Annotated in this window: 13 protein-coding genes, 1 tRNA gene and 2 rRNA genes; 10 read left to right on the top strand and 6 right to left on the bottom strand. The window is 46.5% G+C overall.

Annotation, left to right across the window (positions count from 1 at the left end):
- The 10 genes from T360_RS0106070 to T360_RS14760 form a co-directional block, all read left to right on the top strand.
- Positions 1-131, top strand: a 23S ribosomal RNA gene (locus T360_RS0106070); the annotation flags it as partial.
- An 81-nt stretch (positions 132-212) separates the two neighbouring features.
- Positions 213-325: ribosomal RNA gene (gene rrf, locus T360_RS0106065) — 5S ribosomal RNA — on the top strand.
- Between the two features lie 60 nt (positions 326-385).
- The gene (locus T360_RS0106060; protein ID WP_028911990.1) at positions 386-1,501 is read left to right on the top strand and encodes a HAMP domain-containing sensor histidine kinase; all 1,116 of its coding nucleotides are present in this window, start codon (positions 386-388) and stop codon (positions 1,499-1,501) included.
- Positions 1,502-1,647: 146 nt separating this feature from the next.
- Positions 1,648-2,169 carry a DUF177 domain-containing protein gene (locus tag T360_RS0106055; protein ID WP_028911989.1) on the top strand — a complete coding sequence of 174 codons (522 nt, stop codon included), beginning with the start codon at positions 1,648-1,650 and terminating at the stop codon, positions 2,167-2,169.
- A gap of 22 nt (positions 2,170-2,191) precedes the next feature.
- Entirely contained in the window at positions 2,192-2,383 is a 192-nt protein-coding gene (gene rpmF / locus T360_RS0106050) for a 50S ribosomal protein L32 (RefSeq protein WP_028911988.1), read from the top strand.
- Positions 2,383-3,390 (top strand): beta-ketoacyl-ACP synthase III, encoded by a 1,008-nt coding sequence (locus T360_RS0106045; protein ID WP_028911987.1) that lies wholly within the window; start codon positions 2,383-2,385, stop codon positions 3,388-3,390. Before rpmF ends, T360_RS0106045 begins: the two co-directional genes overlap by 1 nt.
- Positions 3,391-3,419: 29 nt before the next feature.
- Positions 3,420-4,340, top strand: a complete 921-nt coding sequence (era, locus tag T360_RS0106040) for a GTPase Era (protein ID WP_028911986.1) — start codon at positions 3,420-3,422, stop codon at positions 4,338-4,340.
- 2 nt (positions 4,341-4,342) lie between these two features.
- Positions 4,343-5,656, top strand: a complete 1,314-nt coding sequence (gene der / locus T360_RS0106035; protein ID WP_028911985.1) for a ribosome biogenesis GTPase Der — start codon at positions 4,343-4,345, stop codon at positions 5,654-5,656.
- A complete protein-coding gene (locus T360_RS0106030; protein ID WP_028911984.1) occupies positions 5,656-6,039 on the top strand; it encodes a hypothetical protein in 384 nt (127 codons plus the stop codon). The genes der and T360_RS0106030 overlap by 1 nt, the downstream gene beginning before the upstream one ends.
- A 26-nt stretch (positions 6,040-6,065) precedes the next feature.
- Complete coding sequence (locus tag T360_RS14760; protein ID WP_155949394.1) at positions 6,066-7,082, top strand: hypothetical protein; 1,017 nt, start codon at positions 6,066-6,068, stop codon at positions 7,080-7,082.
- Between the two features lie 98 nt (positions 7,083-7,180).
- Here the strand turns inward: T360_RS14760 and T360_RS0106020 are convergent, their stop codons facing one another.
- The 6 genes from T360_RS0106020 to T360_RS0105995 all read right to left on the bottom strand — a co-directional run bounded on the left by T360_RS0106020 (position 7,181) and on the right by T360_RS0105995 (position 15,184).
- The gene (locus tag T360_RS0106020) at positions 7,181-9,298 is read right to left on the bottom strand and encodes a hypothetical protein (protein ID WP_155949393.1); all 2,118 of its coding nucleotides are present in this window, start codon (positions 9,296-9,298) and stop codon (positions 7,181-7,183) included.
- 171 nt (positions 9,299-9,469) lie between these two features.
- Positions 9,470-10,585 (bottom strand): hypothetical protein, encoded by a 1,116-nt coding sequence (locus T360_RS0106015; protein ID WP_028911982.1) that lies wholly within the window; start codon positions 10,583-10,585, stop codon positions 9,470-9,472.
- Between the two features lie 80 nt (positions 10,586-10,665).
- Complete coding sequence (locus T360_RS0106010) at positions 10,666-11,802, bottom strand: OmpA family protein (protein WP_369793495.1); 1,137 nt, start codon at positions 11,800-11,802, stop codon at positions 10,666-10,668.
- A 42-nt stretch (positions 11,803-11,844) separates the two neighbouring features.
- Positions 11,845-13,890, bottom strand: coding sequence for a hypothetical protein (locus T360_RS0106005; RefSeq protein WP_028911980.1), 2,046 nt, complete (start codon positions 13,888-13,890; stop codon positions 11,845-11,847).
- Positions 13,891-14,096: 206 nt separating this feature from the next.
- Positions 14,097-14,177, bottom strand: a tRNA-Leu gene (locus T360_RS0106000).
- 41 nt (positions 14,178-14,218) lie between these two features.
- A complete protein-coding gene (locus T360_RS0105995) occupies positions 14,219-15,184 on the bottom strand; it encodes a S41 family peptidase (RefSeq protein WP_231488107.1) in 966 nt (321 codons plus the stop codon).
- Position 15,185: the final 1 nt, after the last annotated feature.

The following is a 15,185-nucleotide window of genomic DNA, read 5'->3' as shown; positions in this document are numbered from 1 at the left end:
TAAGTGCGAAGCCAGCCGCAAGATGAGGACTCCATTGAGGGTCGTCATAGACGATGACGTTGATAGGGTGCAGGTGTAAAGACGGTGACGTCAAAGCCGAGCACTACTAATTGCCCGAACTCTTTCGCTTCATGCTGATATTATCAGATGTAGTTGTTTCAAGAACGAACTTCTACCCAGTTTTCTTGTGTCGACAATGTCAATAACCTATATTAGGTGGTTATTGCAGTGGGGTCCCACCTCTTCCCATTCCGAACAGAGAAGTTAAGCCCACCTGCGCCGATGGTACTGCAATGCAATGCGGGAGAGTAGGAAGCCGCCGTCTTTTTTTAAAGAAAAGCCTCGAGGATACAATATCTTCGGGGCTTTTTCGTTTTATATATGTATGCAGTGGACAGACAGAATCAGACAAACCAAGATTATCCTGGTGATAGCGGCCATCATCATCGCTATCACCTCACTATTCGTATCTCATCTCTTAGTTAAAGATCTCTCTAACGAAGAGCGGAAGAAAATGGAGATATGGGCTCAGGCTTTACACGCCCTGAACCATGCCGATGAGAGTACCGATCTCTCTTTGGTGCTTGATGTGATGCAGGGTAACACCACTATACCTGTCATCGTAATGAATGAGAAGGGTGGTATTGATGATTATAGGAATATCGATGATACTTTAAATTTGCAAAGCTACGCCCAACGTATGTTTAGGTCTGGCGATACGATTGTTGTGGGGTCGCAGATAGTGTGTTACGACGAGTCGATACTCCTGAAACGTCTGTCACAGTATCCGTATTGGCAATTAGGTATTGTCATGATTTTTGTGGTGGTTGCAATATTTGCTTTGCTATCATCAAAGAAAGCTGAACAGAACAAAGTATGGGTTGGACTGTCGAAAGAGACAGCTCACCAATTGGGCACGCCTATTTCTAGTCTGATGGCATGGGTGGAGATACTGAAGGAGAATCATCCTGACGACGATCTGATACCTGAGATGGATAAAGACGTGAAACGCCTGGAGCGTATTGCTGAACGTTTCTCGAAGATAGGTTCATTACCCGAACCTGTGCCTGCCTCGATGAATGAGGTTATCATTCATGTGGTTGACTATATGCGGCGCAGAACATCTAATAAAATTGAGATAAAGACGATTCTGCCTGATCATGATGTCATTGTAAATATGAATGCATCGTTGTTTGAGTGGGTGATAGAGAACCTGTGTAAGAATGCTGTTGATGCCATGGAAGGTAGTGGTACGATTACGCTGCTGCTCGAAGAAGCATACGACCAGACCTTTATAGAGGTAACGGATACAGGTAAAGGTATTCGTAAGAAAGATCTTTATCATGTCTTCACGCCTGGTTTTACAACCAAGCAGCGTGGATGGGGGCTCGGTCTCTCACTGGCTCGACGTATTGTTGAAGAGTATCACAAAGGGAGAATTTATGTTAAGTCGTCTGAGCAGGGAAAAGGTACAACTTTTCGCATTGAATTGCACAAATAACCCTTGTTTTGTGTAATATAAGCGTCTGTAGGTCAACGATTTTGCATTAAAATGATAAAAAAACGAAATAACCGTGCTTTCATTGAAAAAAAAGTTGTAACTTTGCAGCCCGTATAGCGCATTATTGCGCTTAAAAGTGTATAATAATGAATAGTCTGGAGTCATTGAAGATTGATCTGAAAGGTCTGGTGAGCGAGGAAACAACCTTGGCTTACGACTTGGATGATACATACTTCGAGGCTTTGGATGGTGCTGAAGTGAAGAGGGGCTCTTTGCACGTGTCGGTGTCTATACGCAAGGTTACCGGCTTTTTCGAACTCCTGTTTCATGCTGATGGCACCGTTGTTGTACCTTGCGACCGTTGTCTTGACGATATGGAACAGCCGGTTGAAACCGAGAATCGTTTGATTGTCAAGTTCGGAAGCGAATACTCAGAGGAAGATGATGTTATCGTAGTGCCTGAGGACGAAGGAATACTCGACATGTCGTGGATCATCTATGAGTTAGTGGTGTTGGTTATACCCATCAGGCATGTGCATGCACCTGGCAAGTGCAACTCTGCCATGACGAAAGCTCTGGAAGAGCTGTCAGCTGACCGAAGCAGCGATGAGGAGTCCGCCCAGCCCATCGACCCCCGCTGGGAGAAACTGAAAAAATTAAAAATGTAACAATTAAAAAATTTATAGAATTATGGCACATCCTAAAAGAAGACAGTCAAAGACTCGTACACTCAAGCGTCGTACTCATGACAAGGCAGTAGCTCCCACATTGGCAGTATGTCCTAACTGTGGTGCATATTATGTTTATCACACTGTATGCCCCACCTGTGGTTACTATCGTGGTAAGGTAGCTGTCAAGATTGAGGAAAGCGTAGCTGAGTAATGGATAGAATTAATGCGATAATCACTGGTGTGGGTGGCTATGTGCCCGACTATATCCTGAACAACGATGAGTTGTCTCGTATGGTGGACACCAATGATGAGTGGATCATGACGCGCGTTGGTATCAAGGAGCGTCACATTCTTACGGAGGAAGGTCTCGGCACCAGCTACATGGCCCGTAAGGCTGCCAAGCAGCTGATGCAGAAGACCGGAGCCGATCCCGACTCTATCGACGCACTCATCGTTACCACTTCTACAGCTGATTATAAGTTCCCTTCCACAGCTTCTATCGTGCTGGGAAAACTTGGACTGAAGAATGCTTTCGCATTTGATTTCTGGGGCGCATGCTGTGGATTCCTCTACACACTCGATGTGGCAGCTACGATGATTCAGAGCGGACGCTACAAGAAAATCATCGTCATTGGTGCCGATAAGATGTCGTCGGTGGTTGACTATAAGGACCGTCAGACTTGTCCTCTCTTCGGAGATGGTGCAGCTGCCGTTCTCCTCGAGGCTACTGAAGAACAGAATATCGGAGTGATGGATTCATATTTCCGTACTGATGGTAAGGGACTGCCGTTCCTGCATCTGAAGGCCGGAGGTTCCGTCTGCCCACCGTCTCATTTCACTGTCGATCATCGTCTGCACTACCTCTATCAGGAAGGTCGTACCGTGTTCCGCTATGCGGTTACAAATATGAGTAACGACTGTGCTCTGATTGCCGAGCGCAACGGTCTGAACAAGGACAACATCCAGTGGGTGGTTCCTCATCAGGCTAACATGCGTATCATAGAAGCCGTGGCCAAGCGCTTGGAGCTGCCTATGGAGCAGGTGATGGTGAACATTGAACACTACGGAAATACGAGTGCCGCTACGATACCGTTGGCCATCTGGGAATACGAGAAGAAGTTGAAGAAGGGCGACAACATGATCCTCACCGCCTTTGGTGCTGGTTTCGTTCATGGAGCTTCTTATTACAAGTGGGCTTATGATGGCGCAGCAAAGTAATTGACAATGGACAATTGACAATTGAATTAATGCATAAAGCAGGATTCGTAAATATTGTTGGAAATCCCAACGTAGGCAAAAGTACGCTCATGAACCAGCTGGTTGGTGAGCGTATTTCTATTGCCACTTTCAAGGCTCAGACCACCCGTCATCGCATCATGGGTATTGTGAATACCCCTGAGATGCAGATTGTGTTTTCCGATACTCCAGGTGTGCTTAAGCCCAATTATAAGTTACAGGAGTCTATGTTAGCGTTCTCTGAGTCGGCCCTCCAGGATGCGGATGTGCTGCTCTACGTGACCGACGTGGTAGAGAATCCCGAAAAGAATATGGACTTTCTTGAGAAGGTTCAGAAGCTGGACTTGCCAGTAATCCTGCTCATCAACAAAATTGATGAGCTGGCTGCCCAACCTAGCCCTACTAGAAATGCTAGCACCACTAGCCAGGCTAGACTAGCCACCATTGTAGAGCGCTGGCACGCTTTGCTGCCTAAGGCAGAGATTCTGCCCATCTCAGCTAAAAATAAGTTTGGCGTGGATATCCTGCTGAAGCGTATCCAGGAGCTTCTGCCCGAGAGTCCGGCTTATTTCGATAAAGACCAGCTGACAGATAAGCCTGCACGATTCTTCGTGTCGGAGATTATCCGCGAAAAGATACTGCTCTACTACGATAAGGAGATTCCTTACAGTGTAGAGGTGGCTGTGGAGCGTTTTAAGGAGGATGATAAGCATATTCACATTAATGCCATTATTTATGTGGAGCGCGACTCACAGAAGGGTATCATCATCGGTCACCAGGGCGTAGCCCTCAAAAAGGTGAGCACCGAGGCCCGCAAGTCGCTTGAGAAATTTTTTGCTAAGCCTATCTTCCTGGAGATATTCGTAAAGGTAGATAAGGACTGGCGCAGCTCTGATAGAGAATTAGAACATTTTGGTTATAATCCAGAATAATTATGGGAAATTTAGTAGCAATCGTAGGACGCCCCAATGTGGGAAAGTCTACACTGTTCAACCGACTCACCAAAACTCGTCATGCCATCGTGAGCGACGAGGCTGGTACCACCCGTGACCGCCAATATGGCAAGTGTGAGTGGAATGGTCGTGAGTTCTCAGTTGTCGATACCGGCGGCTGGGTCGTCAACAGCGACGATGTTTTCGAAGAGGAGATCCGCAAGCAGGTGATTATCGCCACCGAAGAAGCCGATCTCGTTCTCTTCCTCTGCGATATTAATAATGGTGTCACTGGTTGGGATATGGATGTAGCGCAGATTCTGCGCCGCGCCAAACTGCCTGTACTGCTGGTGGCTAATAAGGCCGACGACGGCAAGAACCTCTACGACCAGTATGAGTTCTATAAGCTGGGACTTGGTGATCCTTGGTGCATCTCTGCAGCCACTGGTAGCGGAACTGGCGACCTGCTCGACAAAGTGCTCGAGATGTTGCCCAATAAGCCTAAGGACGACCTGGAGGATGGCATCCCCCGCTTTGCTGTGGTGGGACGTCCAAATGCAGGTAAGTCGAGCATCATCAACGCCTTCATTGGCGAAGACCGTAACATTGTGACAGATATCGCCGGTACCACCCGCGACTCTATCTACACACGTTACGATAAGTTTGGTTTCGACTTCTATCTGGTAGATACCGCAGGTATCCGTCGTAAGAACAAGGTGACTGAAGATCTGGAGTTCTACTCGGTGATGCGTTCTATCCGCGCCATCGAGAATAGCGATGTGTGTATCCTCATGCTCGATGCTACCCGTGGTATCGAGGCACAGGATATGAATATCTTCCAGCTTATTCAGAAGAACAATAAATCACTGGTTGTGGTTGTCAATAAGTGGGATTTGGTAGAGGATAAGTCGCAGGAGGTTATCAAGACCTTCGAGAATGCCATCCGCAAGCGTATGGCTCCGTTTGTTGACTTCCCCATCATCTTCGGTTCGGCTCTCACCAAGCAGCGTATCTTCAAGGTACTCGAGACAGCTAAGCAGGTTTATCTGAACCGCAAGGCCAAGATTGGTACCTCTAAGCTCAACGAGGTGATGCTGCCGCTTATCGAGGCTTTCCCACCACCATCGGTTAAGGGTAAATATATCAAGATTAAGTATGTGGCTCAGGTGCCCGACACGCAGATTCCAACTTTCGTGTTCTATGCTAACCTGCCACAGTACGTCAAGGAGCCTTATAAGCGCTTCCTGGAGAATAAGATTCGTGAGAACTGGGAACTCACCGGTAGCCCTATCAACGTGTTTATCCGCCAGAAGTAATGCGTAAGCTCGTCTATCTTATATTGATAGTTATAGTAGTAGCCTGTAGCACCGGTGTAAGTCGCGAAGAACAAGCGGCTTTGGCTGCTAAAGGCTACTATACCCATTTAGTTCAGGGCGAGTACGAGCAGTTTGTTGAGGGCCGTTTTATGGCCGATTCGCTGCCTGCTGATTATCGCTCGCAGCTGATAGAGGGCTACAAGCAGTATATGGCTCAGCAGCAAGACCGCCAGGGCATCTGTGAGGTGCGCGTATCGCGCGCTTACACCGATAGCCTGGCTCACTATACCAACGTGCTGTTGATGCTCTGCTATGGTGACTCTACCACCGAAGAGGTGGTGGTGCCGATGGTGGAACATAACGGCCGATGGAGAATGAAATGATTATGAAATAACAAATGACCATAAAAATGAAAAAGATAGTTTTAGCAGTAATAGCAGCCGTGACAGTGAATCTGACTTATGCGCAGAGTGCTGCTCAGCGTGGTTCTCAGTGGAGGAAGGATAATGGCGTGTTTCAAAATCTCGACGTGTCTCTCACTGTTGGTACTACTGGTATCGGTATCGATGTAGCTTCACGTGTTCACGAGAACGTACAGCTTCGTATGGGTTATGAGTATATGCCCCGTTTCAAAGCAGGCATCTATTTCCCTGTAGAGGTAGGTGGCGAGCCAGCTGTGGCTTATGATGAGCAGGGCAATCGTGTAGAGACCAGATTCGACCGCTTGTCGAAGATGCTCACTGAACTGACCGGTTTCAAGGTTGAAGACGAGGTGAAGATGGTGGGCAAACCAACTGTCAACAACTTCAAGTTTTTGGTGGATGTGTTCCCCTTTAAGAATAAGCACTGGCATATTACTGGTGGTTTCTATTGGGGGGCCTCGCAGTTTGCTTATGCCGAGAATTCTACACAGGCCATGACCTCATTGCTGGCTGTGAGCATGTATAATCAGATTTATGAGAAGTGTGTAGCTGATGAGCCAATTATCTCTATCGAAGGCGATGGCACAGCTCAGAATCCTGGTATGAATGTGTTCCTCACCGAGGCCTATCGCCAGAAGATTGTCAACTATGGTCGCATGGGCTTCCATGTAGGCGATAATAAAGATTCTGGCGAACCTTATATCATGGAGCCTGATGCCGAGAGCGGTATGGTGAAGGTGCGTGCCAAGAGCAACAGCTTTAAGCCTTACTTAGGTTTTGGTTATGGTGGCAAGTTGATGAAGAGCCGCGACGACTGGAAGGTGTCTTTTGATGCCGGTATGATGTTCTGGGGCGGCACACCACATCTCTATACCCACGATGGTACCGACCTGACTCATGATGTTGAGAATATCACTGGTAAGGTTGGTGATTGGGCAGATTTCCTCGGAGGCATCAAGGTTTATCCTGTCCTTCAGGTTCGTTTCACCAAGTCTATTTTCTAAGTCTTTTTACTTTTTAAAAGAACGAAATAATCAGGGCAGCCAATAGGCTGCCCTGATTGCGTTTATTATAGATTCTTATTGTTCTGAATCTGTTACTACTACTTTTTTGCGGGCTTTGGAGTGATGGTACGTGTACCATCAGCTATAGCGTCGTTGAACTTGTCTTTTTCGGCTACGAGATTCTCGAGATTTGCCTCGTTGCCGTACTGTGAGATGTAGAGTGTAGCATTCGCGCCCTTAGTAGCCTTGAAGCTCTTAATCTTTGAATCAATGGTGAGTGTCATATAACTATTAATGGCAGGCTTGTCAGCTCCGCTGGTTGCAGAGATTTTGCCTCCCTTGAAATTGATGGATGGAGAGTTGTAGTTGCTCCAACCGTCAAGACTCATACCGAAGCCACTATCAGATATGGCTTCGAATGTGCCTTCACCATCAATGTTAAGTTCGATATCGCCTCCTTGAGCCTGGAGACCAATGCCTCCTTCAATATCTTTTGCTGTTATCTTAGCATTTTTAGCAATATTGAAATTGATTGTTCCAGAATAATTGTTGTCATTGTAGCTGTAGCAATTGATACCAGCCCTATCTATTCCTATTGTGGTGAGTATGGCACCTTCGGCAAGTGTGATATCAGTAGTTGCATTGTAACTATTTTGAATGTCCATTCCTGTTCCTAATATACCCTCTGGGCCACCTACAAGATTTACTTTTGCATTCTTGCCAATATTCAAGGCACTCTTAATTTTGTTTTCACCGTAATTGTAATTAAAGATAGTTAACGCTATACCTGCTTTTGCACCCTGAGCACTAACTTCTGCGTTCTCTCCAACATTTAATTCGGCTCCATTTAAATTGATTACTGATGATTCCTTCTCCTTACTCTCTGCTTTGAGAATAGCACCTTTTCCGATGTTGAGCGTTGCTTCATAGATAGAAACAGCTAGGCCTTCTTCGTTGATAACATTCACTTTCTTGCCATCGGCAATGGTCAGTTTTGCCCCATTTGATGAAGAGAGATGCTTCAGGTCGATATCTTCATTAATGGTGTACTCTGCTGCATAAGGAATATCTTTTGTGCCATCCCAGTATTGACCACCACCAATATTCAGCTGATTGAATTTCCAAGTTCCATCACCTTTCTTGGTGAATGGGCTATTTAAATTCAGCATCTCAAATTTATTCTCTCCAATGAGTGTGATGGCGAAATTAGCACCATTTGAAATTTCAAAGTAATTATTCTTCTCCAGTCTAATATTGTTAAGCGTAGCAGCTACATCTTTTGTAGCGTTTCCCCCAATACTTACATTTACATTTATTGCTTTTTCACCAGACTGTTTGATAATAAATGTTTGGTCGTCATTAATCCACTGATTAAAGTATAAAGTTCCTGTAGCTTTATTCGTTTCTCGTTGATATGCATCCCATTTAGTCAAATCAATACCTATATCATTCAAAGGAAGCCATCCTAACCATGTTGATACTTTACCTGTTACTAATGCGGGCCAATCTGCTAATTTGAAAGAGGCACCACGGCTATATCCATCCTCGCTATCTGAAGAAATTGTATATTCTGCTTCTGGATTTGTATTTGTTGGGATAGCAATATACAAATCTGCAGATTTGCTTGGATCAAACTCTTTATAAACTGTCCATTCGAATGCTTGATCATCAGCTACAACTGCAATCTTGTCACCACCTTCAATTTGCCCAGATGCTGTATGGGCAATAGCTGTATTGTTTTCCAACTTGGCAGCGGCGGTGGTTAGAGTACCTGAGTTGGCATTATAAATCTTGATGGGAACTTCGGCTGTCTGAACGATACCATTCTTGATGGCTGATGCTAATGTACCATCCTGCTTGGCCAGATCGTTGCCAATCTTAGTGGTAATAATCAGGTTATTACCAATAGAACCAGTCAGTGTGCCTGCGTATGTAGCATAATCACCAGCAGCAGGGGCTGCATCGGTTGTAATCGTACCCATGAGGGTATTCTGCTCGTTAAGTACATAGAGGGTTGTGGGCGCAACATAGGCATTGGGCTCGCCTGTTACTGGGTCAGTTGGTTGTGCCGAAAAATCAAAATCTGCGAGTTTAACGCTTACTGAGTAGTTCCACGACTGAGCGGGATCCTGTGCTGGGTTGTCAACTACGTCGTCGCATGAGTAAAATGCAAAGCCTGTCATCAGCATGGCTGCAAATAAAAATAGTTTTTTCATAAGCCTATTGTGTTAAAGGGTTAATAATAATGCTTTTAGATTTTTTGTTTTCGCAAATTTAAGTAAAAATCTGTTTGCTTGTGTGCTTTTATTGGTTAATTAATATTAAACGCCGCCAAATATACTATTTTTGGCGGCGTTTGTTGGGGATAAATATCTATTTCTAGGGGATTACTTAATCACAACTTTCTTGCCATCTTTGATGTAGAGCCCGGGACGGAGTGCCTTGGCATTGGCCTTAGTGCCGGTAAGGGTGTAGATGGTGCCGTCGGCTTTGGTTGTTTTGGTATCAGCATTGATGTTGCGGATGCCAGTATAATCACCGCTGCTCAGGACTTTGAAATTGCCTGTGTACTCGCTGGGGATGTTCAGCCAACAGGTGTTTGCAGGTATATAGTGGCTACTAGTGAGGTTTGCTTTAGTGCCTTTTACGAATGCCAGCTCGCCAGCTTCATTCTTGCCTAACACGCGCATTGTAGCCTCGTCGTAGCGAACGTTTACCTTATGTCCAGAAGTACGGGCGAAATAAGTGCCGCTCAGTAGATTGTTTTCAAGAGCAGTTGTTTTGTCGGTTACAGGAGTCACCTTGTTGTTGGCAGGATTATTGCTGCTGCACATAAATATCACTGGCGTGGCAGCAGGAATCACCTCGCTGGTAATCTCTTGCAGGCGGCACTGACCTTCGGCTACGGCATCAATATAATAGAACTTGAGTCCCTTTGATGATGCTTTAAAAGGGTAGCTAGCATATAGTGTGCCATAATAGCTGTCGCCAATCTGTACGGTGGGCTGCAAGCCGATATAGTTATTATCAGTATCAACTTTCACAAATTTCCAGTTCTGATAAGCCGCATTACCGGTACGCTTTACATAGCCTTCGTCTTCATCCTCTTCGCTATCATAAAGACGTCCTGTTACGCCGCCATAGGATACTGATATCACATATGTACCGCCATCGCGTGGTAACAAATCGATATAAGTTCTTTTACTAGTAATATCGTAAAGGCTGGTGCCCTGTGTTTTTAGGTCGTATTGTGAACCATGCTGCTCCACATACACGATAGAACTTGGGGCGCTCTTCACGTAGTCAAACCCGCGCCAAGTAACGATGTTACTCAAATCTACATTGGTGCTTGAGTAATCTACTGTGCCAACTTGATTATCTCTAATGGTGATGTAGCGAGAACTGGCATTGTTTTGTACACGATAATAACCATTAGCTATCTGTGCGATAGCTTCAATCGCTGTAAGGATGCTTACGAGGGTGATTAGAACTATTCTTTTCATCGGCTTATCCGTTATTAGTTTCAAAATAAAAGCCCAGCCCCAAATGGGACTGGGCTCATCGTTTTATCTTAATCTTTAGATTACTCTGCGATTACGATAGATACACGGTTGCTGTCGTTATCAGCGAATGGCTGAACACGAGCACCCTTGCTGTCGTAGCTGATGCGGCTTGCAGCGATGCCAGCCTTCTTCAGAGCCTTAACAACAACGTCGGCACGACCAGCAGCCAGGCGATCGTTGATGCGATCGTTACCTGTACCAGCGTCAGCGTAACCAGTTACGTTAACCTTAGCCTCAGGATTAGCCTTCAGGTACTCAACAACCTCGTTAACCTTCTGCTGCTCGGTCTTGCGGATAGCAGTGCGACCAATCTGGAAGAAGATATCGCGGCGGAGTGGCTCAGCAACAGGTGCTGCAGGCTCCTCAACCTTGGCAGGAACCTCAACGATCTTCTCGACGATCTTCTCTACGTAGCGGATCTCTGGCTCTGGAGCAGGGATGAAGCGTGTAGAATAAGTGTTACCGAGGGCGATCTTCACACCAGCCAGTGCGTTGAAGTACCAATCCCAGTTCTTTGCCTTCTTTGAGTTGTACTTGTCGTTCAGAGTGTTAGCGCTCAGCTCGAGACCGATGCTAACCTTATCGCTAACCTTGAAGTCACCGGTCAAACCGAACTGACCAACGAGGCGAACCTTTGTACCATCCCAGAGGTAATCCAGACCCTGGTTGGTGCTGTAGGTACCGATAGTACCCATATCGCGGATGCCCTTGTCAGCGTTAGCAGCCTCGTCGTTAGAGAAGCCGATGTTCAGACCGAGACCAGCGAATGCGCCCAGGTTGAATACACGGTTAGGATTGAAACCGAACAATGCGTTAGAAACATTGAATGTAGCGTCGATTGTAGGAGCTACGTAGTTCCACTTCCACTTGAATTCCTTGTTAGAAATGTCGAACTTGCTACCGGCCTTGCTCTGCCATGCGTTAACAGACAAACGAGCACCCCACAGCTTTGAGAACTGACGGCCTACAGTAGCCTGAACATTGTATGACAGCAGATCGCCGAAGCCAACCTCACCAAGTGTGTACTGTGCGCCCAGAGGCTGAATCTGTACATACCAGTGTGGCTCGAAGACGTATTCAGTCGTGCCCTTCTGCTCCTGTGCATTTGCTGAAATACCAGCCAACAGCATCAGGCAAGACAATATTGTTTTCTTCATTTTCATATTCTGTTTACTAATTATTTAATTCGCGAATGTTAATTACTTCACAGTTACGTCGTACTTCTTAGATACCTGGTTGCCATAGTAGTCGAGAGCGCTGTAGATTACAGTGTACTCACCTGGCTTCAGGTTCAACTCAATGTTCTTGAAGTTCTTGACAGCCTCGTTCTCGCTCTTAACACCCTTTGTCAGGACTTCCTGGAACTCGAAGCTCTTAGTGTCTTTGTTCTTAATAGCAACGTACTTCTTGAATGCAGGAGCGAGGAGCTCGTTGGTCATTGTGGTAGGAACGAGAGTGATCTTACCAGCAGGAATAACCTGACCCTCATAGAAGCGAGTTACGTTGAAGTTGTCACCAGCCTGGAACAGGATGATTGGCTCGAGAATACGTGTCAGACCATCGTTAGCAACCTTTGTGATAACACGGTTGATCTCACGCTCCAAGAAGTTGCTTACGCGAACCTCGAAGGTCTTTGTGCGATCAGCGTAGCTTGTAACGTTAGCCTGCAGGCTCTTGATCTCGTTGATGATTGACTGGATGTCAGCGTTAGCACCGCCCAGTGAAGTGTTAACACGGTTCTCGAGAGTATTGATCAGATTAGTGATGTCAGTTGCCAAGTTAGCACCTACACCCTCCGCAGCTTTCTGAGTCCATCCTGTAGGAGCAGGGGCAATACCTGTTGTGTTAAGTACAACCTCGCCTGTAGTGCCATTCTGGAAGACATACAGAGTCTTAGCCTGATTGAATGCTGTGAAGTCGATACCAGAGAAGTCAATGTCAGCAATAGTGATATTGTTGATACCAATGCTGTTAACCTTGTTAGCGATCTTGTTCAGAATGCGAGCAACGAGGCGATCGATCTTGTCGAGGTTAACCTGACGGCCCTCAACGAGGTCCTTACCGAAGTCGAATGACAGTGGCTTGTAAGCTGTAGCAGCGATAGAGTAGTCAGACAGTACGCTACGAACACCTACTGTATCCTCCCACTGAGCCTCGAGAGCCAGAGCGGGCAGAGAAGGAACCTTAGCCTGCAGCAGAGAAGCTACAATCTGAGCTGAGCTCTGAAGAGCACCCTTAGCAGTAGCCTTTGTTACTTCTTCGTAGTTGTTACGATTAGCAGCCTGAGCAGCAGCCTTAAGGTCGTCCATCATAGCGCGAACATCAGAAGCAATAGCCTTGTAGTCGATGATCTCGGCAGGAGCGATAGTAGCGAGGTCTTCAGCCTCGAGATTGATACCAGCCTGAGCCTTCCACAGAACGGGCTTGAACTCCTCAGCACGTGTAATACCCCAAGAAAGAACTGTCTCATCATCCTGAACGGCAGCGTTCTTATCGATAGTTACGAAGCTCTCGTTACCCTGGCTATCAACCAGACGAAGAGCCTTCAGGTTCTTAACGTCAACGTTAGATGGGTTCAGAGTGAACCAAACTGTACCAGCATCAGCCAGCTCGGTGTCCTCGTCAGCCTTTGGCAGAATGTCGCCATTGCTCCAGCTGTACTGCTCAACACCTGCGAAGTCAGCAGCCTCAAGCTTTGTGCCGTGACCAGTCAGAGTTGTTGTTGATGGGAACTTACCAGTTGTGGTAGCCTTACCCATAGCAGCACCCAGGAACTGGACGTTCAGACCAGGGAATACCTTGCTATTGTCGAGGATGCTTGTAGATGTAGCATTAACAGTTACACTTGTAACCATGTTCTTGAGTGACTCAACGATAGTGCTGATCTTAGACTCAACCTTTGTGAGCTGACCCTCGATAGTCTTTGTTACCTGAGCCAGGCTGTCCTTCTCGGTCTCGAGAGTAGCAACACGATTCTTCAGGCTTGTAACGTCGGTCTTCAGGCTTGTAACGTCGGTCTTCAGAGTAGCGATGTCACCCTCAGCGGTAGACATACGGCCCTGCAGATTGTTGATGTCATTCTCTGCCTGCTGTACGCGTGGCTCGAGGTTAGCCTTAACGGCATTTACCTGTGCCATCAAGTCTGTCTTTACATCCTCGCTTGTGTCCTTACAAGAAACGAATGATGTTGATGTAGCACCTACGAGGGCTACCATCAGAATACCATTGATAAATTTCTTTTTCATTGAACTTAAAAATTATAATTAAACAAATAAATAAAACAAATATCGTACGTTAATTTATATAAATCGGTGACAAAAGTAGGAAATTAATTCCATACTTCCAAGAAATATTTGGTTTTTTTTTCAAAAAACCGCAAATTTCTGCTTAAATACCTGCATTGTGGTAGTTTTCTTCATTTATAGTTGTTGTAATGCTATTATATCTTAGGTGCGCCTGACAGGACTCGAACCTGCACGTCGTAAACACTAGATCCTAAGTCTAGCGCGTCTACCAATTCCGCCACAGGCGCTTTTTTATGCGTATTTCGGGTGCAAAGGTAACACTTTTATTTTATTCCACCAAGATTTTTCTTGAAAATTCAATCATGGTGTCACGTCCGAGTAAAAAATCTTCGTTTTTTAGCGCCACGTTATAGTCGGGCGCAATGCCAAACTCTATCTGGTTGTGATTACGGTCGTAGGTGGGGCAGGCCGAGAAACGTACTGTCCAGCCGTTGGGTAGGGTGGCGGTAAAAGGCAGTCCGCCGCCTCCGCCGGTGTGATCGCCCACCACGGTTACCTGGGGAAGGCATTTCATATAGGCAGTAAACTCGTTGGCAGCGCTATATACGCCCCGGTTGGTGAGTAGCACCACGGGTTTCTGCCAGCGCAGGTTGCTGCTAGGCTCCAGGTAGAGGGCTTTGGGGCTGGAGAAGTTGTTATGTCCGTGACCAGTTTTGTGCTGTATGTAGCCCACAAGGGTCTTTTCGTTGCAGAAACGGGCGGCGAGTTTTTCGGCATTGGTCAGGTCGCCACCGCCATTACTACGGATGTCGAGAATCATGCCGCGGCAGAACAGCAGGTGTTGTATCACCTCATCGAGGTTGCCTTCGCCCACAGGACTGGCGAAGCTGCCATAATAGACATATCCGATATTATCGTCGAGAATTTTATAGCGCAGACCGCCGGCAATGCGGTAGTCGGTGCCCAGGTAGCGGCGCTGCAGGGTATCGCTGAAGTTGGTGGGATAGTCTTCGTGCCAACTCCAGTAGCGTCCGCTGTCGAAGGCGGTGTAGAGGTTTACATGTCCGTCGCGTAGCTCTGCGAGCATGTCGGTGAGCACTTCGAACAGTTGCTCGCGGGTCATGTTGTCGTTCACGCGTACCTTATATATATTATAGAGGGCGTTCCAATCGATATCTTTGTAGTCGAAGAAGCAGTAGTGTTCGTCGATAATCTGCCAGAGGGCTTCGAAGTTGCCCTGAGGGGTGTCATCGTGCGCTTGCTCATCAACGCAGGCTGTGGGTGCTAGGAGCACT

Origin of the sequence: Prevotella sp. MA2016, from assembly GCF_000619825.1 — a bacterium.
GTDB lineage: Bacteria > Bacteroidota > Bacteroidia > Bacteroidales > Bacteroidaceae > Prevotella.
This window is presented reverse-complemented; position numbering and strand designations above follow the sequence as displayed.

What these genes read in the sequence shown, in the direction of transcription:
- T360_RS0106060 (WP_028911990.1), top strand. Translation starts at nt 386, where the DNA reads ATGCAGTGGACAGACAGAATCAGACAAACCAAGATTATCCTGGTGATA.
- T360_RS0106055 (WP_028911989.1), top strand. Translation starts at nt 1,648, where the DNA reads ATGAATAGTCTGGAGTCATTGAAGATTGATCTGAAAGGTCTGGTGAGC.
- rpmF (WP_028911988.1), top strand. Translation starts at nt 2,192, where the DNA reads ATGGCACATCCTAAAAGAAGACAGTCAAAGACTCGTACACTCAAGCGT.
- T360_RS0106045 (WP_028911987.1), top strand. Translation starts at nt 2,383, where the DNA reads ATGGATAGAATTAATGCGATAATCACTGGTGTGGGTGGCTATGTGCCC.
- era (WP_028911986.1), top strand. Translation starts at nt 3,420, where the DNA reads ATGCATAAAGCAGGATTCGTAAATATTGTTGGAAATCCCAACGTAGGC.
- der (WP_028911985.1), top strand. Translation starts at nt 4,343, where the DNA reads ATGGGAAATTTAGTAGCAATCGTAGGACGCCCCAATGTGGGAAAGTCT.
- T360_RS0106030 (WP_028911984.1), top strand. Translation starts at nt 5,656, where the DNA reads ATGCGTAAGCTCGTCTATCTTATATTGATAGTTATAGTAGTAGCCTGT.
- T360_RS14760 (WP_155949394.1), top strand. Translation starts at nt 6,066, where the DNA reads ATGAAAAAGATAGTTTTAGCAGTAATAGCAGCCGTGACAGTGAATCTG.
- T360_RS0106020 (WP_155949393.1), bottom strand. Translation starts at nt 9,298, where the DNA reads ATGAAAAAACTATTTTTATTTGCAGCCATGCTGATGACAGGCTTTGCA.
- T360_RS0106015 (WP_028911982.1), bottom strand. Translation starts at nt 10,585, where the DNA reads ATGAAAAGAATAGTTCTAATCACCCTCGTAAGCATCCTTACAGCGATT.
- T360_RS0106010 (WP_369793495.1), bottom strand. Translation starts at nt 11,802, where the DNA reads ATGAAGAAAACAATATTGTCTTGCCTGATGCTGTTGGCTGGTATTTCA.
- T360_RS0106005 (WP_028911980.1), bottom strand. Translation starts at nt 13,890, where the DNA reads ATGAAAAAGAAATTTATCAATGGTATTCTGATGGTAGCCCTCGTAGGT.